This is a genomic window from Pseudomonas fluorescens, assembly GCF_003732425.1.
In the GTDB taxonomy this organism is placed as follows: domain Bacteria; phylum Pseudomonadota; class Gammaproteobacteria; order Pseudomonadales; family Pseudomonadaceae; genus Aquipseudomonas; species Aquipseudomonas fluorescens_BE.
Map to the genome: position 1 here is coordinate 362,967 of NZ_MOBX01000016.1, position 19,777 is coordinate 382,743.

The 19,777-nt window shown below is 60.8% G+C and carries 20 protein-coding genes and 1 other RNA gene; 7 read left to right on the forward strand and 14 right to left on the reverse strand.

All coding sequences use genetic code 11. From position 1 onward, the window contains the following. Window positions 1-126 precede the first annotated feature (126 nt). The 10 genes from gcvP to BK670_RS27365 all read right to left on the reverse strand — a co-directional run bounded on the left by gcvP (window position 127) and on the right by BK670_RS27365 (window position 12,812). The gene (gene gcvP / locus BK670_RS27320; RefSeq protein WP_123454473.1) at window positions 127-3,000 is read right to left on the reverse strand and encodes an aminomethyl-transferring glycine dehydrogenase; all 2,874 of its coding nucleotides are present in this window, start codon (window positions 2,998-3,000) and stop codon (window positions 127-129) included. Between the two features lie 253 nt (window positions 3,001-3,253). Continuing rightward, a complete protein-coding gene (gene gcvH / locus BK670_RS27325) occupies window positions 3,254-3,637 on the reverse strand; it encodes a glycine cleavage system protein GcvH (RefSeq protein WP_123454475.1) in 384 nt (127 codons plus the stop codon). A gap of 49 nt (window positions 3,638-3,686) precedes the next feature. Beyond that, window positions 3,687-4,769, reverse strand: coding sequence for a glycine cleavage system aminomethyltransferase GcvT (gene gcvT, locus BK670_RS27330; protein WP_123454477.1), 1,083 nt, complete (start codon window positions 4,767-4,769; stop codon window positions 3,687-3,689). 155 nt (window positions 4,770-4,924) lie between these two features. Next, window positions 4,925-6,541, reverse strand: coding sequence for an ABC transporter permease (locus BK670_RS27335; protein ID WP_123454479.1), 1,617 nt, complete (start codon window positions 6,539-6,541; stop codon window positions 4,925-4,927). A 214-nt stretch (window positions 6,542-6,755) separates the two neighbouring features. Then, window positions 6,756-7,760: an extracellular solute-binding protein gene (locus BK670_RS27340; RefSeq protein ID WP_016772637.1), complete on the reverse strand. Its 1,005-nt coding sequence runs from the start codon at window positions 7,758-7,760 to the stop codon at window positions 6,756-6,758. A 240-nt stretch (window positions 7,761-8,000) separates the two neighbouring features. After that, on the reverse strand, window positions 8,001-9,218 hold the full coding sequence (locus tag BK670_RS27345) for a 2-octaprenyl-3-methyl-6-methoxy-1,4-benzoquinol hydroxylase (protein ID WP_185036841.1): 1,218 nt from the start codon (window positions 9,216-9,218) through the stop codon (window positions 8,001-8,003). Between the two features lie 9 nt (window positions 9,219-9,227). Further along, window positions 9,228-9,713: a DUF4442 domain-containing protein gene (locus tag BK670_RS27350; RefSeq protein ID WP_123454483.1), complete on the reverse strand. Its 486-nt coding sequence runs from the start codon at window positions 9,711-9,713 to the stop codon at window positions 9,228-9,230. Beyond that, the gene (gene ubiH, locus BK670_RS27355; protein ID WP_123454486.1) at window positions 9,706-10,893 is read right to left on the reverse strand and encodes a 2-octaprenyl-6-methoxyphenyl hydroxylase; all 1,188 of its coding nucleotides are present in this window, start codon (window positions 10,891-10,893) and stop codon (window positions 9,706-9,708) included. Before ubiH ends, BK670_RS27350 begins: the two co-directional genes overlap by 8 nt. Continuing rightward, entirely contained in the window at window positions 10,890-12,224 is a 1,335-nt protein-coding gene (gene pepP / locus BK670_RS27360; RefSeq protein ID WP_123454488.1) for a Xaa-Pro aminopeptidase, read from the reverse strand. Before pepP ends, ubiH begins: the two co-directional genes overlap by 4 nt. Before the next feature lie 27 nt (window positions 12,225-12,251). Continuing rightward, window positions 12,252-12,812 carry a YecA/YgfB family protein gene (locus tag BK670_RS27365; protein ID WP_123454490.1) on the reverse strand — a complete coding sequence of 187 codons (561 nt, stop codon included), beginning with the start codon at window positions 12,810-12,812 and terminating at the stop codon, window positions 12,252-12,254. Window positions 12,813-12,937: 125 nt separating this feature from the next. On the opposite strand from BK670_RS27365, the gene BK670_RS27370 reads away from it, so the two are divergent. From BK670_RS27370 to BK670_RS27385, 4 genes are all read left to right on the forward strand, one after another. Continuing rightward, entirely contained in the window at window positions 12,938-13,147 is a 210-nt protein-coding gene (locus BK670_RS27370; protein ID WP_007911197.1) for a TIGR02449 family protein, read from the forward strand. Then, entirely contained in the window at window positions 13,144-13,461 is a 318-nt protein-coding gene (locus BK670_RS27375; RefSeq protein ID WP_093429754.1) for a cell division protein ZapA, read from the forward strand. The genes BK670_RS27370 and BK670_RS27375 overlap by 4 nt, the downstream gene beginning before the upstream one ends. A 30-nt stretch (window positions 13,462-13,491) precedes the next feature. Beyond that, window positions 13,492-13,670: non-coding RNA, 6S RNA (gene ssrS / locus BK670_RS27380), on the forward strand. 79 nt (window positions 13,671-13,749) lie between these two features. Beyond that, window positions 13,750-14,355, forward strand: coding sequence for a 5-formyltetrahydrofolate cyclo-ligase (locus BK670_RS27385; protein ID WP_123454492.1), 606 nt, complete (start codon window positions 13,750-13,752; stop codon window positions 14,353-14,355). 36 nt (window positions 14,356-14,391) lie between these two features. Here the strand turns inward: BK670_RS27385 and BK670_RS29715 are convergent, their stop codons facing one another. Then, window positions 14,392-14,547 (reverse strand): hypothetical protein, encoded by a 156-nt coding sequence (locus tag BK670_RS29715; RefSeq protein ID WP_016985917.1) that lies wholly within the window; start codon window positions 14,545-14,547, stop codon window positions 14,392-14,394. A gap of 198 nt (window positions 14,548-14,745) precedes the next feature. On the opposite strand from BK670_RS29715, the gene BK670_RS27390 reads away from it, so the two are divergent. After that, window positions 14,746-15,195 carry an EVE domain-containing protein gene (locus tag BK670_RS27390; RefSeq protein WP_123454494.1) on the forward strand — a complete coding sequence of 150 codons (450 nt, stop codon included), beginning with the start codon at window positions 14,746-14,748 and terminating at the stop codon, window positions 15,193-15,195. A 96-nt stretch (window positions 15,196-15,291) separates the two neighbouring features. Here the strand turns inward: BK670_RS27390 and BK670_RS27395 are convergent, their stop codons facing one another. Beyond that, a complete protein-coding gene (locus tag BK670_RS27395) occupies window positions 15,292-15,699 on the reverse strand; it encodes a flagellar basal body-associated protein FliL (RefSeq protein WP_027610485.1) in 408 nt (135 codons plus the stop codon). Between the two features lie 150 nt (window positions 15,700-15,849). Between BK670_RS27395 and BK670_RS27400 the strand changes: the two genes are divergently transcribed. Beyond that, window positions 15,850-16,827 carry an NADPH:quinone oxidoreductase family protein gene (locus tag BK670_RS27400; RefSeq protein ID WP_123454496.1) on the forward strand — a complete coding sequence of 326 codons (978 nt, stop codon included), beginning with the start codon at window positions 15,850-15,852 and terminating at the stop codon, window positions 16,825-16,827. Window positions 16,828-16,833: 6 nt separating this feature from the next. On the opposite strand, the gene BK670_RS27405 is transcribed toward BK670_RS27400, so the two are convergent. Then, window positions 16,834-17,463 carry a flagellar basal body-associated protein FliL gene (locus tag BK670_RS27405; protein WP_123454498.1) on the reverse strand — a complete coding sequence of 210 codons (630 nt, stop codon included), beginning with the start codon at window positions 17,461-17,463 and terminating at the stop codon, window positions 16,834-16,836. 224 nt (window positions 17,464-17,687) lie between these two features. Here BK670_RS27405 and glpT point away from each other — a divergent pair, with 224 nt between their 5' ends. Beyond that, entirely contained in the window at window positions 17,688-19,037 is a 1,350-nt protein-coding gene (gene glpT / locus BK670_RS27410; RefSeq protein WP_123454500.1) for a glycerol-3-phosphate transporter, read from the forward strand. Here glpT and BK670_RS27415 read toward each other — a convergent pair. After that, window positions 19,013-19,681 carry a gamma-glutamylcyclotransferase gene (locus BK670_RS27415; protein WP_123454502.1) on the reverse strand — a complete coding sequence of 223 codons (669 nt, stop codon included), beginning with the start codon at window positions 19,679-19,681 and terminating at the stop codon, window positions 19,013-19,015. The genes glpT and BK670_RS27415 overlap by 25 nt on opposite strands. Window positions 19,682-19,777 lie beyond the last annotated feature (96 nt).

Sequence of the window (19,777 nt, forward strand, 5' to 3'; positions counted from 1 at the left end):
TTGCCCCGACAAAAATGCCGCTCGATCGAGCGGCATTTTTTTAAAGCGAAATCAAAAGATCGCAGCCTTCGGCTGCTCCTACAGGGATCAGGGTAGGAGCTGCCGAAGGCTGCGATCTTTTGATCTTCAGCGGTAATCGTCCACCGGGACACAGGCACAAAACAGGTTGCGATCCCCGTAAACGTTATCCACCCGATTCACCGCCGGCCAATATTTGTGCGCCTTGGTGTGCGCATCCGGGGTGATGCCCTGCTCGATGCTGTACGGCCGTTCCCAAACTCCGGTGACATCCGCCAGGGTATGCGGCGCCCGTTTCAACGGGTTGTCCTCGGCCGGCCAGTTGCCGTTTTGCACTTCGGTGATTTCTGCGCGAATGCTCAGCATCGCACCGATAAAACGATCCAGTTCAGCCTTGGATTCACTCTCGGTCGGCTCGACCATCAAGGTGCCCGGCACCGGAAACGACATGGTCGGCGCATGGAAGCCGTAATCCATCAGACGCTTGGCGACGTCTTCTTCGCTGATCCCGGTCAGCGCTTTCAAGGGCCGCAGGTCGAGAATGCATTCGTGAGCCACGCGCCCGTTGCGCCCGGTGTACAACACCGGGAACGCGCCGGATAAATGCTCGGCCAGATAGTTCGCCGCCAGAATCGCCACCTCGCTGGCATCCGCCAGTTGCGGGCCCATCATGGCGATGTACATCCAGCTGATCGGCAGAATGCTCGCACTGCCCCATGGCGCCGCGCTGACCGCACCGTTCTGCGCCAGTGGCCCGTCGATCGGCACCACCGGATGATTGGCGACGAACGGCGCCAGATGCGCACGAATGCCGATCGGCCCCATGCCCGGCCCGCCGCCGCCATGGGGGATGCAGAAGGTCTTGTGCAAATTCATGTGCGACACATCGGCGCCGATGTCCGCCGGCCGCGTCAGCCCGACCTGCGCATTGAGGTTGGCGCCGTCCATGTAGACCTGACCGCCATGCTTGTGGATAACCTCGCAGATCTCGCTGATGCCCTCCTCGTACACACCGTGGGTCGACGGATAGGTCGCCATCAGGCACGACAACTTATCCCCAGCCTCGGCGGCTTTCGCTTTCAGATCTTCCAGATCGACGTTGCCGGCCTCATCGCACTCGACGATCACCACGCGCATCCCGGCCATCTGCGCCGAGGCCGGGTTGGTGCCATGGGCCGAGGACGGAATCAGGCAGATCTCTCGTGCCCCCTGCTGACGGCTCTCGTGGTATTTGCGGATCGCCAGCAGCCCGGCGTACTCGCCCTGAGCGCCGGAGTTGGGCTGCATGCAGATCGCATCGAACCCGGTGATTGCGCACAGCCAGCGCTCCAGCTCCTCGATCATCAATGTGTAACCGACGGCCTGCTCGCGGGGCGCAAACGGATGCAGATTGGCGAATTGCGGCCAGGTGATCGGGATCATCTCGCTGGTGGCGTTGAGTTTCATGGTGCAGGAGCCCAGCGGGATCATTGACTGGTTGAGCGCCAGATCCTTGTTCTCCAGTTGTTTGAGATAGCGCAGCATCTCGGTTTCGCTGTGGTGGGCGTTGAACACCGGGTGACGCAGGTAGGGTGTGTTGCGCTGCAGGTTGTCGGGTATGCCTGCAGCGAGGTTCTCAGCGTCGAGTTCGTCAACATTCAACCCATGATCGGCACCGAGCAGCACATCGAACAATTTCGCCACGGTGCGCTCATCGCAGGTTTCATCGAGACTCAGTCCGACCCGGCCGCGCCCGAGAATCCTCAGGTTGATCTGCGCAGCCTGGGCGCTCTCGATGATCGCCGTTTGCGCACCGCCGACCTCCAGCGTCAGCGTGTCGAAGAACTGCGCATTGACCCGACTGATCCCCTTGCGCTCAAGCCCGGCGGCCAGAATGCAGGTCAGCCGATGCACGCGCTGGGCGATGCGTTTCAAACCTTCCGGCCCGTGATACACCGCGTAAAAACTGGCGATGTTGGCCAGCAATACCTGCGCCGTACAAATGTTCGAGTTGGCCTTCTCGCGGCGGATATGTTGCTCACGGGTTTGCAATGCCATGCGCAACGCGACGTTGCCCCGGGCATCTTTCGACACGCCGATGATCCGCCCCGGAATCGCCCGTTTGTATTCCTCGCGGCTAGCAAAGAATGCCGCGTGCGGGCCGCCATACCCCATCGGCACGCCAAAACGCTGGGATGAGCCGAACACCACATCGGCGCCCAATTCACCCGGTGGCGTCAGCAATAGCAAACTGAGTAAATCCGTCGCTACACAGGCCAGCGCTTGCTGCGCATGCAAATGGTCGATCAGCGGGCGCAGATCACGCACCTCGCCATGGGTGTCGGGATACTGCAGCAGCGCACCAAACACCTGGTGCTGTTTGAGGTTATCCACAGCATCGATGATCAATTCGAAGCCGAAACCTTCGGCGCGGGTCTGCACCACCGAAATGGTTTGTGGATGACAGTTTTCATCGACGAAAAACAGATTGCTCTTCGACTTCGCCACACGCTTGGCGAGTGCCATGGCTTCGGCAGCCGCCGTCGCTTCATCGAGCAGCGAAGCGTTGGCCAACTCGAGGCCGGTGAGGTCGATGGTCAGTTGCTGGAAATTCAACAGCGCTTCGAGCCGGCCTTGAGCGATCTCCGGTTGATACGGGGTGTACGCGGTGTACCAGCCGGGATTTTCCAGCACATTGCGCAGGATGACGGTTGGCGTGAGGGTGCCGTGATAGCCCATGCCGATCAGGCTGGTCCAGACCTGATTCTGTTCGGCGTAACCGCGTAATTTGGCCAGCGCCGCTTGTTCGTCGAGGGCCGGTGGCAGATCCAGTGTGCGGTTAAGGCGGATGGCCGGCGGTACAGTCTGTTCGATCAGTTCGACCCGACTGCCGAGGCCGAGGCTGTCGAGCATCGCCTGTTGTTCGGCAGCATCGGGGCCGAGGTGTCGGCTTAGGAAGGCTTCGGGGTCGCGTAACTGGCTCAGGGACGGCAACTGGGACATGACGGGCTCTCTCTTGGCTGGCGCTCGGCGTCAATGCAACACGGTCAAACCAGCATAGCAGCCCGTGTCTAACGCAAATTTCAAGAACAGACCCCATTCCCTGTGGGAGCGAGCCTGCTCGCGAAGGCGCACTGTCAGTTGACATCCATGTGGCTGACCCACCGCCTTCGCGAGCAGGCTCACTCCCACAAGGGATTTTCGTCGCCCATAAAAAAGCCCCGACAGGTCGGGGCTTTGCGGTGTCGCTCAAAGCTTACTCGCCGATGGCAGCCTTGTAGCCGGCAGCGTCGAGCAGTTTTTCCAGGTCGGCGGCGTTTGCTGGCTTGAGTTTGAAGATCCACGCACCGTACGGATCGGAGTTCAGCAGTTCCGGAGAAGCGCTCAGCTCTTCGTTGACGGCGATGACCTCACCAGCGATCGGCGAGTAGATGTCGGAAGCGGCTTTCACCGACTCAACCACACCTGCCTGATCTTCAGCGGCGAATTTGTTACCCACTTCAGTCAACTCGACGAACACCACATCACCCAGCGCTTCCTGCGCGTGATCGCTGATGCCCACGGTGACGGTGCCGTCGGCTTCCAGACGTGCCCATTCATGACTTTCGGCAAAACGCAGTTCAGCGGGGATATTGCTCATCTTCGGTGTCCTCTGGAATTGGGTCAGCGGTCATGCCCGCCGGAAAAGGTTAGATCAAAGTTTTGCCATGGCGTACGAAGGTCGGTTTGACCACCCGTACCGGGTACCACTTGCCACGGATTTCCACTTCGGCGCGGTCGGCGGTGGCCATCGGAACACGCGCCAGGGCAATCGATTTGCTCAGCGTAGGAGAGAAACTACCACTGGTGATCTCTCCTTCGCCAACATCGGCGATGCGAACCACTTGATGAGCGCGCAAAACACCGCGTTCTTCCAGCACCAGGCCGACCAGTTTGTGCGCAACGCCGGCGGCTTTTTCCGCTTCCAGCGCGGCGCGGCCAATGAACTGGCGCGTGGCGGGTTCCCAGGCAATGCTCCAGGCCATGTTCGAGGCCAGTGGCGAAACGTCCTGATGAATGTCCTGCCCGTACAGGTTCATCCCGGCTTCAACCCGCAGGGTGTCGCGGGCACCGAGGCCGATCGGGGAAATGCCGGCACCGACCAGGTCGTTGAAGAACCCCGGCGCCTGATTGGCCGGCAGGCAGATTTCCAGACCATCTTCACCGGTATAGCCGGTACGCGCGATGAACCAGTCACCGTCGGTGTAGCCTTCGAAAGGTTTGAGATGCTGGATCAGCGTGGCGCGGGACTGGGTCACCAGTTCGGCAATCTTGTGCCGGGCCTGCGGACCCTGAATGGCGAGCATCGCCAGCTCGGAGCGTTCGTGCAGTTGCACGTCGTAACCGCCGAGCTGCGCGTTCATCCAGGCCAGATCCTGATCGCGGGTCGAAGCGTTGAACACCAGACGATAAGCGTCGTCGAGGCGGTAGACAATCATGTCGTCGACGATGCCGCCGCGCTCGTTGAGCATGGTGCTGTACAACGCACGGCCGGGGCGGTGCAGGCGGTCGACATCGTTGGCCAGCAAATGCTGCAGCCAGGCCTTGGCCTGGCTGCCGGTGACATCGATCACGGTCATGTGGGATACATCGAACACCCCGCAATCGCGGCGCACTTCGTGGTGCTCCTCAACCTGCGAGCCGTAATGCAGTGGCATGTCCCAACCGCCAAAATCGACCATCTTCGCGCCGAGGGCGAGATGCAGGTCATACAGAGGCGTACGCTGTCCCATGGGTTTCTCCTTCCGGGCGTGGCGAAGGTGCGGACAGCCGCTGCACGGGTGAAAGCCGCGAAATAGAAGGCTTTCAGCCGATTTCAGCGAACGGGTCTCTCAGACGAACCGCACCGAATGCCGCGCATTGTAGCCGCATGATTCAGGACTGACGACTAAGTGTTTCGGTGCGCCGAGCGCCGGATCAATCCGATAACCGGCAATAAGCCGACCAGAACCAGGGTCAACGCCGGCAACGATGCCCTCGCCCATTCGCCCTCACTGGTCATTTCAAAGATCCGCACCGCCAGCGTGTCCCAGCCAAACGGGCGCATCAGCAGGGTCGCGGGCATTTCCTTGAGCACATCGACGAACACCAGCAACGCCGCGCTCAGCGTGCCCGGCAGCAACAACGGCAGATACACTTTGAAAAACAGTCGTGGCCCACTGACACCGAGGCTACGTGCTGCTTCGGGCAAAGAGGGCCGTATACGCGCCAGACTGCTTTCCAGCGGCCCGTACGCCACCGCAATAAAACGCACCAGATAGGCCATCAGCAATGCCGCCAGACTGCCAAGCAGCAGCGGTTTGCCCGCACCACCGAGCCAACCGGAGAGCGGAATCACCAGCTCGCGATCCAGATAACTGAACGCCAGCATGATCGACACTGCCAGCACCGAACCCGGCAAGGCGTAGCCCAGGTTGGCCAGACCAACGCCGGAGTTGATCGCCTGCGTCGGCGCCAGCCGCCGGGCAAACGCCAATAACAGCGCAACGCTGACGGTAATCAGCGCCGCCATGCCGCCCAGATACAAGGTGTGCAGGATCAGCCCGGCGTAGCGCTCATCCAGATCGAAACGGCCGCGCTGCCAGAACCAGACGATCAGTTGCAGCACCGGAATGACGAAGGCGCAGGCGAACACCAGTGCGCACCAGCTCATCGCCGCGAAGGCCTTGAGCCCGCGCAAGTGATACAGGGCTTTCACCCGTGGCCGTTCGTTGCTCGCCCGATTGGCGCCACGCGCGCGACGTTCGCCGTAGAGCACCAGCATCACCACCAGCAGCAACAGGCTGGCCAGTTGCGCCGCACTCGGCAGGCTGAAGAAGCCGTACCAGGTTTTGTAGATCGCCGTGGTGAAGGTGTCGAAGTTGAACACCGAGACCGCGCCGAAATCCGCCAGGGTTTCCATCAGCGCCAGCGCCACGCCAGCGCCAATGGCCGGACGGGCCATCGGCAACGCCACCCGCCAAAAGGCTTGCCACGGCGATTGGCCGAGCACTCGCGCCGCTTCCATCAGACCTTTGCCCTGGGCGAGGAACGCCGTGCGCGCCAGCAGGTAAACGTAGGGATAAAAGACCAGCACCAGCACGATAATCACCCCGCCGGTGGAGCGCACGCGCGGCAGGCGCAGGCCGGTGCCGAACCATTCGCGCAGCAGGGTCTGCACGGGGCCGGCAAAGTCGAGCAGGCCGACGAAAACAAAGGCCAGCACATAGGCGGGAATGGCGAAGGGCAACATCAGCGCCCAGTCGAGCCAGCGCCGACCGGGGAATTCGCAGAGGCTGGTGAGCCAGGCGAGGCTGACCCCGAGCAACGTCACACCGACCCCGACGCCAACAACCAGCGTCAGGGTATTACCGAGCAGGCGCGGCATCTGGGTTTGCCACAAGTGCGACCAGATTTGCTGGTCGATGGTCTGCCAGGAGAGCAGCAGAACGCTCAGGGGCAACAGCACCAGCGCGGCGATGGCGAAGACGACGGGGTACCAGCGGCGTTGGGCGGGGTGGGCCAAAAGAGCTCTCAAAAATTACAGGGCCGACACAGGTTCTGCGCCGGCCATATTCTGTGGCGAGGGAGCTTGCTCCCGCTCGGCTGCGAAGCAGCCGCGAAAGATTACCAGATCAACTCAGACTAGCGGCGAGGACGCCTTAGGGCCGCTTCGCGCCCCAGCGGGAGCAAGCTCCCTCGCCACAGAGAAATCACTGGGTATCGTACGAGTGACCGGGTCAGTTCCAGCCCGCCCGATCCATCATCCGGATCGCCTCAGCCTGACGCTTGCCCGCCACTTCCACCGGCAAAGTATCAGCGATGAACTTGCCCCACGCCGCCACTTCTTCGGAAGGCGCCACCGCCGGGTTGGCCGGGAATTCCTGGTTCACGTCAGCGAAAATCTTCTGCGCCTCAGGCGTGGTCATCCATTCAACCAAAGCCTTGGCCGCTTCCGGGTGCGGCGCATGTTTGGTCAGGCCGATGCCCGACAGGTTCACGTGCACGCCACGATCGGCCTGATTCGGCCAGAACAGCTTCACCGGCAGCTCCGGCTTCTGCTTGTGCAGGCGGCCGTAGTAGTAAGTGTTGACGATGCCAACATCGCATTGACCAGCGTTGATCGCTTCGAGCACCGCAACGTCGTCAGAGAACACGTCAGTGGACAGGTTGTTCACCCAGCCCTTGAGGATCTTCTCGGTCTTCTCGGCGCCGTGGACTTCGATCATGGTGGCGGTCAGCGACTGGTTGTAGACCTTCTTCGCCGTGCGCAAGCACAGACGCCCTTCCCAGTTCTTGTCGGCCAGCGCTTCGTAGGTGGTCAGCTCACCCGGCTTCACGCGTTCGGTGGAGTAGGCGATGGTGCGCGCGCGCAGGCTCAGGCCGGTCCAGGCGTGGGTGGACGAGCGATATTGCAGCGGAATGTTGGCGTCGATGGTTTTCGAGGTGAACGGTTGCAGGATGCCCATCTGCTCGGCCTGCCAGAGGTTGCCTGCGTCAACGGTGAGCAACAGGTCGGCAGTAGCGTTTTCACCTTCGGCCTTGATGCGCTGCATCAGCGGCGCTTCCTTGTCGGTGATGAACTTGATCTTCACCCCGGTCTTGGCGGTGTAGGCATCGAAGACCGGTTTGATCAGTTCATCGATGCGCGACGAGTAAACCACCACCTCATCAGCGGCCTGGGCCGTTGTGCTGCCGATCAGGGTCAGGGCCAGTGCGGTCAGAAGACGCTTGGGTGCCAACATGGGAGTGGTCTCTCGGTCGGGAAATGTGGGCCAAATGATAAGGACTCACATTTACCACCTCAATCGAACTCTTGTTGAAGGAGTTACCAGATGTTGCACAGCCAGCATCAACTGCCTCCTGTGGCGAGGGAGCTTGCTCCCGCTGGAGGCCGAAGGACTCCCGTTTCGGCCAGCACCGAATTTGGGGCCGCTTCGCAGCCCAGCGGGAGCAAGCTCCCTCGCCACAAGGTCGTGTAAATCTCAGGGTTTGGCGAGGGCCGGAAGATCCCCGGTCAACCCGAGAGCTTCACGCACAAAAAGAGCCTTCGCCTCCGGCATCTGTTCAACCAGCTTCAACCCGGCATTACGCAGCCAGCGCACCGGCAACGGATCAGCCTGGAACAACCGCTCAAAGCCCTCCATCGCCGCCATCAGCGCCAGGTTGTGCGGCATGCGCCGGCGCTCGTAACGGCTCAGCACTTTCACATCCGCCAAACGCTCACCGCGCTCGGCCGCCTGCAACAGCACTTCCGCCAACACCGCCGCATCAAGGAAACCCAGGTTGACACCCTGCCCCGCCAACGGGTGAATGGTATGCGCCGCATCACCGATCAACGCCAGGCCTTCAGCCACGTAACGTTTGGCATGACGCTGACGCAGTGGCACGCACAGTCGCGGATCGGCACTGATCACTTCGCCGAGGCGACCTTCAAAGGCGCGCTCCAGCTCACGGCAGAAATCCGCTTCTTGCAGCGCCATCAAGCGCTCGGCTTCGCTCGGCGTGGTCGACCAGACGATCGAACACCAATCCTGTTGCCCGTCACGCTCCAGCGGCAGAAACGCCAACGGCCCGTGATCGGTGAAACGCTGCCAGGCGGTCATCTGGTGCGGTTTGCTGCTGCGCACGCTGGTGACGATGGCGTGGTGCATGTAATCCCACTCGCGCGTGGCCATCCCGGTGAGGCGGCGAACCGCCGAATTGGCACCATCTGCCGCGATCACCAACGGCGCGCGCAACTGACGACCATCGGCCAGCGTCAGCAGCCAGTCATCGCCGGAGCGGCGCATCTGTTCCAGCCGCGCATTAGCGAGCATGCCCAAATCGCAATCGTGCAAACGGTCGAGCAAGGCATCCTGTACCACACGGTTTTCGACGATATGACCGAGCACATCGGCATGCACGCTGCTCGCCGAGAAATGAATCTGCCCGGTGCCGCTGCCATCCCAGACGTGCATGTCGGTGTACGGGCTGCTGCGGCGCTTGGCGATGCCGTCCCACACGCCGAGGCGTTCGAGGATGCGTTGGCTGGCGGCCGACAAGGCGCTCACACGCGGTTCGAATGCCGCATCGACATCGAAGGGTTTGACGCTCAACGGGCTACCGTCGAGCAGCAGGACTTCCAGCCCGCTGTCCTGCAACGCCAACGCCAGGGCGCTGCCGACCATTCCGGCTCCGACAATCAGCAGATCTGCGCGCATTTCCATGCTTTAAGCCTGTCTCGCTTGCGGCTTGAGCCGCACGTAAAGGGTTTTACCGACCCGCGCCACGAGGTTGCCGGCGCCGTCATGAATGTCGACCTGCAACTGCGGCAGGTATTTCTCGCCATCGGCGGTTTGCCGGCGAATCTCGGCGAGCAGTGTCTCGTCGATGCTGAACCGGGCGAACACCGGGCCTTTGCCCGGCGCAATAAAGTCGATGTCAGCGGCTTTGTCCCAGACGATGTAGCGCGAACCGAGGTTTTCCATGAGCATCAGCATGAAGAACGGATCGACCATCGAATACAGGCTGCCGCCAAACTGGGTGCCGACATAGTTCCGGTTGTACCAGCCCAACCCCATCGACACCTGAACGTCGCGGAAGTCATCGCTGATATGCCGAACCCGAACACCGGCGCCAAGGTACGGCGGGTAGAACGTCATCACCCAGCGCATCAGTCGCGCCTTGCCGAATGTTGCGGTCAGCCACTTAAGCATCCGGTCGGGTTCCCAGACCCATCGCCTGACGGGCAAACCAGCGCTTGGCCGGCGGCAACAGATCGAGACCGAGCAGGCCGATGTTACGCCCCAGCGAAACCAGCGGCTGGGTGCTGCCGAACAGGCGCGTGACCTGATCGGAGAAACCGACGGTCAGGTCCTGATCGAGTCGCTGACGCTCGCGATACGCCTGCAAGGTGGCGAAGTCGCCCAGCGGTTTATCGCTGGCCAACAGTGCAGCGGCCAAGGCATCGGCATCACGCAACGACAGATTGAAACCCTGCCCGGCAATCGGATGCAGGCTATGCGCGGCGTTGCCGAGCACGGCCAGATGCGAACGTACTTGTTCTTCGGCCTCGACCAGCGTCAGCGGATAAAGATGCCGTGCGCCAACCTGTTTCAACGTGCCGAGGCGATAACCGAATACGCCCTGCAATTCGCTGAGGAAATCGCGCTCGCTCAAATCCGCCAGACGCTGCGCGTCCATTCCCAGACGGGTCCAGACCAGTGCGCAGCGGTTGTCCGGCAGCGGCAGCAGCGCCATCGGCCCTTCGTCGGTGAAACGCTCGAAGGCCATGCCGTTGTGCGCTTCGCTCGGGGTGATGTTGGCGATCAGCGCGCTCTGGTTGTACGGGCGCTTGCGCACGTTGATGCCCAACTGTTCGCGCAGCCCGGAGCGACCGCCATCGGCGAGCACCGCGAGGTCGCATTCAAGAGTGGTTTCATCGTTGAGGGTCAGGCGATAGCCGTCGGGCAGCGGTTCCATGCGCGTGACTTCCGCCGGGCAGCGCCAGCTGATCACGTCTTTGTCGATGTGCTGCCACAGGCACTGGCCGAGCCAGGCGTTTTCCACCACGTAACCCAAAGCCGGTACGCCTTCTTCCATCGCCGACAAACGCGCGGTGGAGAAGCGGCCACGATCAGAGACGTGAATCTGCTTGATCGGCTCGGCGCGACGGGAGATTTCCTGCCACACGCCCAGCCGTTGATAAATCTGCCGCGAACCGAAGGACAGCGCCGACGAACGTGCGTCGTAGCTCGGCTGCCAACTGTCGCCCGGAGCGAACGGCTCGATCAGGACGATCTTCCAGCCTCTCGCCTTGGCGCCGGCCTGCAGGGCCAACGCCAGACTGGCGCCGACCAGACCGCCACCGATAATTGCCAGATTGACTCGACTCATGCCGCGTGTGTCCTTGCTTGCGCCATCAGCGCTTCGATTTCAGCGACGGTTTTCGGCACGCCGCTGGTGAGGATTTCACAACCGGTTTTGGTCACCACCACGTCGTCCTCGATGCGTACGCCAATGCCGCGCCATTTCTTCGCGACGTTCTGATTGTCCGGGGCGATGTAGATGCCCGGCTCCACGGTCAGCGCCATGCCGACCTCGAGCACCCGCCACTCGCCGCCGACCTTGTACTCGCCGACGTCGTGTACATCCATGCCCAGCCAGTGACCGGCGCGGTGCATGTAAAAGGCTTTATAGGCTTCGCTGGCGATCAACTCGTCGACCTCGCCTTGCAGCAATCCAAGTTTCACCAGCCCCGTGGTAATCACTCGAACCGTGGCTTCGTGCGCCTGATTCCAGTGCTTGTTCGGGGCGATTTCGGCGAACGCGGCTTCCTGCGAGGCCAGCACCAACTCATAGATCGCTTTCTGCTCGGGCGAAAACGTGCCGTTGACCGGCCAGGTGCGGGTGATGTCACTGGCGTAGCAGTCGATCTCGCAACCGGCGTCGATCAACACCAGATCGCCGTCCTTGAGCAGCGCGTCATTCTGCTGATAATGCAGGATGCAGCTGTTGCGCCCGGCGGCGACGATCGAGCCGTAGGCCGGCATCTTCGCCCCGCCCTTGCGGAATTCGTAATCGAGTTCAGCTTCGAGGCTGTACTCGTAAAGCCCGGCCCGACTGGCCTGCATCGCGCGGATATGGGCTTGCGCCGAGATCCGTGCGGCTTCGCGCATCACCTTCACTTCTGCCGCCGATTTATACAGGCGCATGTCGTGCAGCAGATGATCCAGGGCAACGAATTCGTTCGGCGGCTGAGCGCCGAGGTGGGCCTTGGAGCGGATCACATTGATCCAGTCCATCAGGTGCCGATCGAATTCGGGGTTGCTGCCCATCGCCGAATACACCCGGTCGCGGCCTTCGATCAGGCCCGGGAGAATGTCGTCGATATCGGTGATCGGGAAAGCGTCGTCGGCACCAAATTCGCGGATCGCGCCTTCCTGGCCTGCGCGCAAGCCATCCCACAATTCGCGTTCGGCGTTGCGTTCACGGCAGAACAGCACGTATTCGCCATGTTCGCGGCCAGGCATCAAGACGATGACGGCTTGCGGCTCGGGAAACCCGCTGAGGTACTGGAAGTCGCTGTCCTGGCGATAGACGTGCTCGACGTCGCGGTTGCGAATGGCGACCGCGGCGGCGGGCAGGATCGCGATGCTGTTGGGTTCCATCTGCGCCATCAGGGCCTTGCGGCGACGGCTGTATTCCGCTTTCGGGATATGGGTCATGGGCAGATGGCTTTCCCTGGCACGCGATTAATGCAGCGACGGCTTGGCGGCTGGCGGCACGTCGGCTTTCTTGGTTTCCGAGAACAGCAGCAACGGCGCAACGCGCAGGTACTCCATGACTTCCATGTAGTCGGTTTCGCCGTCTTCGGATTCTTCGAGAGCATCCTGCACTTGGGAAATGGCGGCCAGATCCTGCAGCACTTCGGTGGCTTCAGTGCTGAGCATGCTGCTGTCGCGGCAGTTCAGGCCGAAACCGCTGAGGAAGCCCTGGCACCATTGGCCCAGAGCAGCGGCGCGGTCAGCCAGCGGCGCGTCATCAGTCGGCAGCAGCAGAACGACAGTGACGTCGTCGCCGGTCAGTTCGCCTTTGACCATCTCTTGCAGGCCGATCAGGGCGTTGCGGACGTTGTCCTGGATGTCGCCTTCGAGCAGTTCGGCGGCGTCGATCAACCAGCCTTCGTTATCGAAGCCGGCACCGGCGCAACTGCGCCCGAGCAGCAGGCCATGCAGTTCGGCAGGCGAGACGTTGTGGCCGCTGGAGGTCAGCAGGGTGGCAAAGGCTTGGTACGGGGAATTCGCAATGGTCATGGGCAGCTAGGCGCCAGACGGCGCTATGTCTAGAATGAAGGCCTTGTATCCTACATCGACAGACTCGCCAAGACTATTAAAGGCTGTCCGCCAGCTACCTCCCATCAGACGAACACGTGGACACAATGGAAGACACCGACCTGCAAGCGCTGATGGCCAGACTCGAACTGCTGATTGGCCGAGTCGAGCAACTAAAGAGTCAAAATGCACTCTTACTAGCTCAGGAAAAGACCTGGCGCGAGGAACGCGCTCACCTCATTGAAAAAAACGAAATCGCCCGGCGTAAGGTCGAATCGATGATTTCGCGCCTCAAGGCCCTGGAGCAAGACTCATGAGTTCAAGCAATAGCGTCACCGTGCAGATCCTCGACAAAGAGTATTCGATCATCTGCCCGCAGGAAGAACGCAGCAATCTGGTCAGTGCCGCGCGCTATCTGGACGGCAAGATGCGCGAGATCCGCAGCAGCGGCAAAGTCATCGGTGCCGACCGCATCGCCGTGATGGCTGCGCTGAACATCACCCACGACCTCTTGCACAAAGAAGAGCGCCCGGATATCCAGGCCAGCGGTTCGACCCGTGAACAGGTGCGCGACTTGCTCGATCGTGTCGATCTGGTCCTCGCCGACGATCAGAACACCAGCAAGGGCTGATTCAACCGGCCGCTTGCGGTATACTCGCGGCACTCCCTGGGGTGCTTGCCAGTTGACGATGTCCCTGAGCCGATTCGCACTACCCTGGAAGTTGCACGTTGGGCTGGTGTGCATGTCCGCTAGACGGAAAGCCTTAAAGTCTACTGCATCTTCCACCTTGAACTTTCGGGTTCAAGGGCTAAGTTGACAGCGGTTCATCCGGGGAGCCTGATTCGAATCCGATGTCGGTGAAAACCGCCATCGGATTTTTTATGCGTACGTTTTCGTCCAACCTGCCGAAGCCGAACCATGACCGAACCCGCGCTGCTGCCCCGCCCGCAACTCCGCCGCCTGCTGCGCAAGGCACGCCGCTCACTGAGCAAAAGTGAACAACGCCAGGCTGCCAAAGGCCTGTACCGGCAATTGGCACAAGACCCGCACTTTCGCCGGGCGAAACATATCTCTCTGTATCTGCCCACCGACGGCGAAATCGATCCGCGCCTGCTGCTGCGTGAAGCGCAGCGTCGGGGCAAAGCGACTTATCTGCCGGTGCTCAGCGCCTGGCCGCGAACCAAAATGGTTTTCCAGCGGATTCGTCCCGGCGAGAAACTCAAACCCAATCGTTTCCGCATTCTCGAACCGCGAGCCAATCTGGCTCGGCAACGCAAGGTCTGGGCGCTGGATCTGGTGTTGTTACCGCTGGTAGGGTTTGACGATGTCGGCGGGCGACTGGGGATGGGCGGCGGTTTTTACGATCGCAGCCTGGCGTATCTGGCTCGACGCAAAAGCTGGCGCAAACCAACGCTGCTGGGCCTGGCCCATGAATGTCAAAAGGTCGAACGCTTGGCGCAGGCGAGTTGGGATGTACCGTTACAAGGCACGGTCAGCGACAAGGCGTGGTATTTCGCGGGATAGGACGCCGCGCAGAACAGCGGCGTCGAAAAAGCCGTTTCAGCGCTTGAAGGCTGTCGACTGTTGCACCTGTTGCGCGACTTCAATCGGCGCATCGGCCTTGTTGGACCACAGGCTCTGCGCGTAACCGGTAGTCACGACGCCCAGGCCGAACAAAATTACCAAAGTCCATAGTAAATCCGGTTTGCGTTTCATCGATTGCCCCCCTCAAGGCACATCATCACGATGACAGCAGCGGTTTCCGTTTGTAGGCCGTGCAGCAGCGTCAAGCTTTAAAGGCCGGCATTTTGCGACAACGTGAACCTGCGCGCAAACGCTGACGTCAACCGACTGTCGGTTTGTCATAAAATTGCCGGACAACCTGCCCAATGACCGTTTCAGGAGCAAAAAACCATGGCCTATTGGCTGATGAAGTCCGAGCCCGACGAACTCTCGATCAAAGGTCTGGAAAAGCTCGGCACAGCGCGCTGGGACGGGGTTCGCAATTATCAGGCGCGTAACTTCCTGCGGGCGATGGCGGTGGGCGATGAGTTCTTTTTCTACCATTCCAGCTGCCCGGAACCGGGTATTGCCGGAATCGGCAAAATAATCGTGGCGGCGTACCCGGATCCCACCGCACTGGAACCGGAGAGTCATTACTTCGATCCGAAGGCCACAGCGGAGAAAAATGCCTGGAGTGCGATTGACGTTGAACACGTCGAAACGTTTGCGCGGGTGTTGAAGCTCGATTACCTGAAACAGCAGACCGCGCTGGCGGAAATGCCGTTGGTGCAGAAGGGATCGCGGTTGTCGGTGATGCCCGTTACACCAGAGCAATGGGCGGCGGTGATTGCGCTGCGCTGACGCGCGAAAAAAGATCGCAGCCTTCGGCAGCGCCTACATTGGAATGCGTTTCCCTGCAGGAGCTGCCGAAGGCTGCGATCTTTTGACTTTAAATGCTTACTGAATGATCAGGTTGTTGAACAACAGATCCTCAACCACCGGCTTGCCGGTCTCGTCATTCATCACTTGCTGGGTCTGTTTCAGCGCTTCCTGACGCAGCTTCTCTTTACCTTCGATACTGCCCATCGCCTCGGTGGTCTGCTGAGTGAACAGCGCCACCAGTTGATTGCGGATCAACGGCTCGTTGGCCTTGACCAGTTTGGTCGCCTCTTCGCCAGTCACGCGCAATGCCACATCGGCCTTGTAGACCTTGAGCTTCGGCGTGCCGTCCAGCCCGTAATTGCCCACGAAGGGCGGGCTCAGGGTGATGTAGTTGACCTTCGGCGCCTCGCCTTCTTTAGCTTCTTCGGCCAGCGCTGCCACAGGCAGAGACAGGGCCAGCAACAACATGATCCACGCTTTCACAATTCGCTCCTTATCCGGTTTGCGGCCTAGCATAACGACCCGCCGCGCAAGCACAAGCTTATGGCTGACTATCAGGGCCGGGCATGCTCGTTGACCCGTTGACTGACACATCTACACTTATCGGCCATCACTCCCAAAGGAATAGCCCTGATGAAAGCCGTGCTGTGCAAAGCCTTCGGCCCTGCCGAATCGCTGGTGCTGGAAGACGTCGCCAGCCCCGCCCTGAAGAAGAACGAAATCCTGCTGGACGTGCACGCCGCAGGGGTCAACTTCCCGGACACGCTGATCATCGAGGGCAAGTACCAATTCAAGCCGCCCTTCCCGTTCTCGCCGGGTGGTGAAGCGGCTGGCGTGGTTCGCGAAGTCGGGGAAAAGGTCAGCCACCTCAAGGTTGGTGACCGGGTCATGGCCCTGACCGGCTGGGGCAGTTTCGCCGAGCAGGTCGCGGTGCCAGGCTATAACGTGCTGCCGATCCCGCCGTCGATGGACTTCAACATCGCCGCCGCATTCAGCATGACCTACGGCACCTCGATGCACGCGCTCAAGCAACGCGCCAACCTGCAACCGGGCGAAACCTTGCTAGTGCTCGGTGCATCCGGTGGTGTCGGCCTGGCGGCGGTGGAAATCGGCAAAGCCATGGGCGCCCGCGTCATCGCCGCCGCCAGCAGCGCGGAAAAACTTGCCGTGGCCAAGGCTGCCGGCGCCGATGAGCTGATCAACTACAGCGAAACCAGCCTCAAGGACGAAATCAAACGCCTAACCGATGGCCAGGGCGCCGATGTGATCTACGACCCGGTCGGCGGCGACCTGTTCGACCAGGCCATCCGCGCCATCGCCTGGAATGGTCGCCTGCTGGTGGTGGGTTTTGCCAGCGGGCGCATCCCGGAACTGCCGGTCAACCTTGCCCTGCTCAAAGGCGCGGCAGTGCTCGGTGTGTTCTGGGGCTCCTTCGCCCAGCGCCAGCCGCAAGACAACGCGGCGAACTTCCAGCAATTGTTTGGCTGGTTTGCCAAGGGCAAGTTGAAGCCACTGGTGTCGCAGGCCTATCCGCTGAGCAATGCAGCGCAGGCGATCAATGACCTTGGCCAGCGCAAGGCGGTGGGCAAGGTGGTGGTGCAGGTGCGCTGAAACACTTCAACGACCGGGCGACGCTGGCATGTCGCCCGGCATCAGTTGTTCCTGAACCTTCTCGCTTCGCGACTGGATCAACTGCCCCTTGTCGTCGAAGCGCAAAACAATCAGCCAGTCGTAGACATCCACCGGCCATTTCGGCTGACCGATCAACGCCGGGCCATCACCGCCGAAAGCGGCAATCAGCTTATTGATATGGCCGTGGTGCCAGGCAATCAGCACGGTTTTCGCCTGATTGTGCTTGCGCAGAAGACTGACCAGTTTGTCGACCTCGTTATTGGCGCAGGGCTGTTCGATGGGCAGTTGCAAGCGCTGGGACAGTGGAATCAGCGTCTGACGAGGTCGCATGCTTTCCGCGCTGTCGGCGGTAGCGATCAGACGCTGAGGAGTGAGCGTCTGGCCATCCAGTTTCAACGGGGTGAAATAGTCGGCATAAGCCGCCGCGCGCTGTTCGCCCCGGGCATTGAGTTCACGGCCGACATCAGGCTTTTCCGCATGACGGACGATCAACACGGTGACGTTACGAAGGCCTGGCGCCGCAGAACCTTGGGCGAAGCTCAGTGCCAACACTGAAACAGTCACCGCTGCGACCATCAACAGTCTGGGCAATAGCTTGCGAACTTTAGGGGTCATCGTTTATCTCGCGAAATGAGTCGATCCGTGGATCGCGAGTCTAAGACACAACATTCCGAGCGCGACAAAAACGCCCTGTTCTTACAGCTGAGCGACAGGTTCGTAAAGGAACGCGCGACTTCCAACATTTTCCGCTATTTGCTCGATGCGAACCGGTGCTATTTTCGGTAACGAAACTGTAACATTCGCATCCGCAGTCAAAACAAGAAATCTGGAGCTCTTGAATGTTTGCTTTCTTTCGTCCTGCCGCACATCAGGTTCCATTGCCTGAAGAAAAAATAGACAGCACGTACCGACGCCTGCGCTGGCAGATCTTCGCCGGTATTTTCATTGGCTACGCGGGTTATTACCTGCTGCGCAAAAACTTCTCCCTGGCCATGCCGTACCTGATCGACGAAGGCTACAGCCGCGGCGATCTGGGTCTGGCGATGTCGGCGATTGCCATCGCCTATGGCTTGTCGAAATTCCTCATGGGCCTGGTGTCCGACCGCTCCAACCCGCGCTACTTCCTGCCGTTCGGCCTGCTGGTCTCGGCCGGGGTGATGTTCATTTTCGGTTTCGCGCCTTGGGCGACGTCGAGCGTGACCATGATGTTCATCCTGCTGTTCATCAACGGCTGGGCCCAAGGCATGGGTTGGCCGCCAAGTGGGCGGACCATGGTGCACTGGTGGTCGCAGAAGGAACGCGGCGGCGTGGTGTCGGTGTGGAACGTGGCGCATAACGTCGGCGGCGGCCTGATCGGTCCGCTGTTCCTGCTCGGCATGGGCCTGTTCAACGACTGGCACGCGGCGTTCTACGTACCGGCAGCGGTGGCGCTGGGCGTGGCGGTGTTTGCTTTCATTACCATGCGCGACACCCCGCAATCGGTCGGCCTGCCGCCAATCGAGAAGTACAAGAACGATTACCCGGAAGGCTACGACGCCAGCCACGAAGACGAATTCAGCGCCAAGGAAATCTTCGTCAAATACGTGCTGCGCAACAAAATGCTCTGGTACATCGCCATGGCCAACGTCTTCGTTTACCTGCTGCGCTACGGCGTACTGGACTGGGCACCGACCTACCTCAAGGAAGCCAAGGGTTTCACCGTCGATAAAACCTCGTGGGCCTATTTCTTCTACGAGTGGGCGGGCATTCCGGGCACGCTGCTGTGCGGCTGGATGTCGGACAAGATCTTCCGTGGCAACCGTGGCCTGACCGGCATGGTGTTCATGGCGCTGGTGACCGTGGCGACCCTGGTGTACTGGCTGAACCCGGCCGGCAACCCGACCGTCGACATGATCGCGCTGTTCTCGATCGGCTTCCTGATCTACGGCCCGGTTATGTTGATCGGTCTGCAGGCGCTGGAACTGGCACCGAAGAAAGCCGCCGGCACGGCTGCGGGCTTCACCGGTCTGTTCGGCTATCTGGGCGGTTCGGTCGCGGCCAGTGCGGCGATGGGCTACACCGTTGACCATTTCGGCTGGGACGGTGGTTTCGTGCTGCTGGTGGGTGCTTGCCTGCTGTCGATGGCCTTCCTGGCCCCGACGCTGTGGCACAAGCAAGTCGCCAGTCAGAGCCGTGAAGCGGTCGCTTGATCGCTTTGTGATTTACAGCGCTTGAGCCGCGCCTCCAGATTGCGGTCTGGCATGGCGTGGCTGCGCAGGGCGTGGGCGGTCTGCTCGACATAATCGCGAGTGGTACCGTAGCGCCCGCAAGCGCTTTCGAACACCTGGCTCAGCACGTGATCCGGCAGGTTGCCGGCATAGCTGGGCAAGTGTCGCTCCAGAACGAACCCCAACGCCTGTACCTGACTGCCATCTTCGAGCCGGCAGTTGAGCCAGTGTGGCCGATAGGACGGCACCGGCATCTCGCGTTTCCACAAGGCGTACAGCGCCGCGTCGAGATTGTCTTCCGGCAAACGATAGGCGAAGCCGCTGCACGAACCGCCGCGATCCAGACCGAACACCAGCCCGGGCATTTCCGGTGTGCCGCGATGCTCGTGCGACCACAGGTACAAGCCGCGATGGTAACCATGCACGCGCCCACGTACGCGCTCCACTGCCGAACATTCCGGCCGCCAGATCAGCGAACCATACGCGAACAGCCACACCGGCCCGCCCTTGTGGCGCGCCATGGTCGATTGCATGGAAGCGAGAAGTTGTTCGTGCGTCAGTTGCGGCCCAAGATCGAGCCGCGGAGGGTAATTCAAATTCAGAAAAGCGTTTTCAATGGCGCTCATGGCGAATAGCGTTCAGCTCCCCGCGGGTAAAGAATTACTTAATAGAACGCACCGCTGTAACAATAAGGCACATAAGTTTTAAGGCAATTTGAGTGC

What these genes read in the sequence shown, in the direction of transcription:
- BK670_RS27415 (WP_123454502.1), bottom strand. Translation starts at nt 19,681, where the DNA reads ATGAGCGCCATTGAAAACGCTTTTCTGAATTTGAATTACCCTCCGCGG.
- gcvH (WP_123454475.1), bottom strand. Translation starts at nt 3,637, where the DNA reads ATGAGCAATATCCCCGCTGAACTGCGTTTTGCCGAAAGTCATGAATGG.
- BK670_RS27345 (WP_185036841.1), bottom strand. Translation starts at nt 9,218, where the DNA reads ATGCGCGCAGATCTGCTGATTGTCGGAGCCGGAATGGTCGGCAGCGCC.
- BK670_RS27370 (WP_007911197.1), top strand. Translation starts at nt 12,938, where the DNA reads ATGGAAGACACCGACCTGCAAGCGCTGATGGCCAGACTCGAACTGCTG.
- BK670_RS27400 (WP_123454496.1), top strand. Translation starts at nt 15,850, where the DNA reads ATGAAAGCCGTGCTGTGCAAAGCCTTCGGCCCTGCCGAATCGCTGGTG.
- BK670_RS27365 (WP_123454490.1), bottom strand. Translation starts at nt 12,812, where the DNA reads ATGACCATTGCGAATTCCCCGTACCAAGCCTTTGCCACCCTGCTGACC.
- glpT (WP_123454500.1), top strand. Translation starts at nt 17,688, where the DNA reads ATGTTTGCTTTCTTTCGTCCTGCCGCACATCAGGTTCCATTGCCTGAA.
- BK670_RS27385 (WP_123454492.1), top strand. Translation starts at nt 13,750, where the DNA reads ATGACCGAACCCGCGCTGCTGCCCCGCCCGCAACTCCGCCGCCTGCTG.
- BK670_RS27375 (WP_093429754.1), top strand. Translation starts at nt 13,144, where the DNA reads ATGAGTTCAAGCAATAGCGTCACCGTGCAGATCCTCGACAAAGAGTAT.
- BK670_RS27405 (WP_123454498.1), bottom strand. Translation starts at nt 17,463, where the DNA reads ATGACCCCTAAAGTTCGCAAGCTATTGCCCAGACTGTTGATGGTCGCA.
- gcvP (WP_123454473.1), bottom strand. Translation starts at nt 3,000, where the DNA reads ATGTCCCAGTTGCCGTCCCTGAGCCAGTTACGCGACCCCGAAGCCTTC.
- ubiH (WP_123454486.1), bottom strand. Translation starts at nt 10,893, where the DNA reads ATGAGTCGAGTCAATCTGGCAATTATCGGTGGCGGTCTGGTCGGCGCC.
- BK670_RS29715 (WP_016985917.1), bottom strand. Translation starts at nt 14,547, where the DNA reads ATGAAACGCAAACCGGATTTACTATGGACTTTGGTAATTTTGTTCGGC.
- pepP (WP_123454488.1), bottom strand. Translation starts at nt 12,224, where the DNA reads ATGACCCATATCCCGAAAGCGGAATACAGCCGTCGCCGCAAGGCCCTG.
- BK670_RS27390 (WP_123454494.1), top strand. Translation starts at nt 14,746, where the DNA reads ATGGCCTATTGGCTGATGAAGTCCGAGCCCGACGAACTCTCGATCAAA.
- gcvT (WP_123454477.1), bottom strand. Translation starts at nt 4,769, where the DNA reads ATGGGACAGCGTACGCCTCTGTATGACCTGCATCTCGCCCTCGGCGCG.
- BK670_RS27350 (WP_123454483.1), bottom strand. Translation starts at nt 9,713, where the DNA reads ATGCTTAAGTGGCTGACCGCAACATTCGGCAAGGCGCGACTGATGCGC.
- BK670_RS27340 (WP_016772637.1), bottom strand. Translation starts at nt 7,760, where the DNA reads ATGTTGGCACCCAAGCGTCTTCTGACCGCACTGGCCCTGACCCTGATC.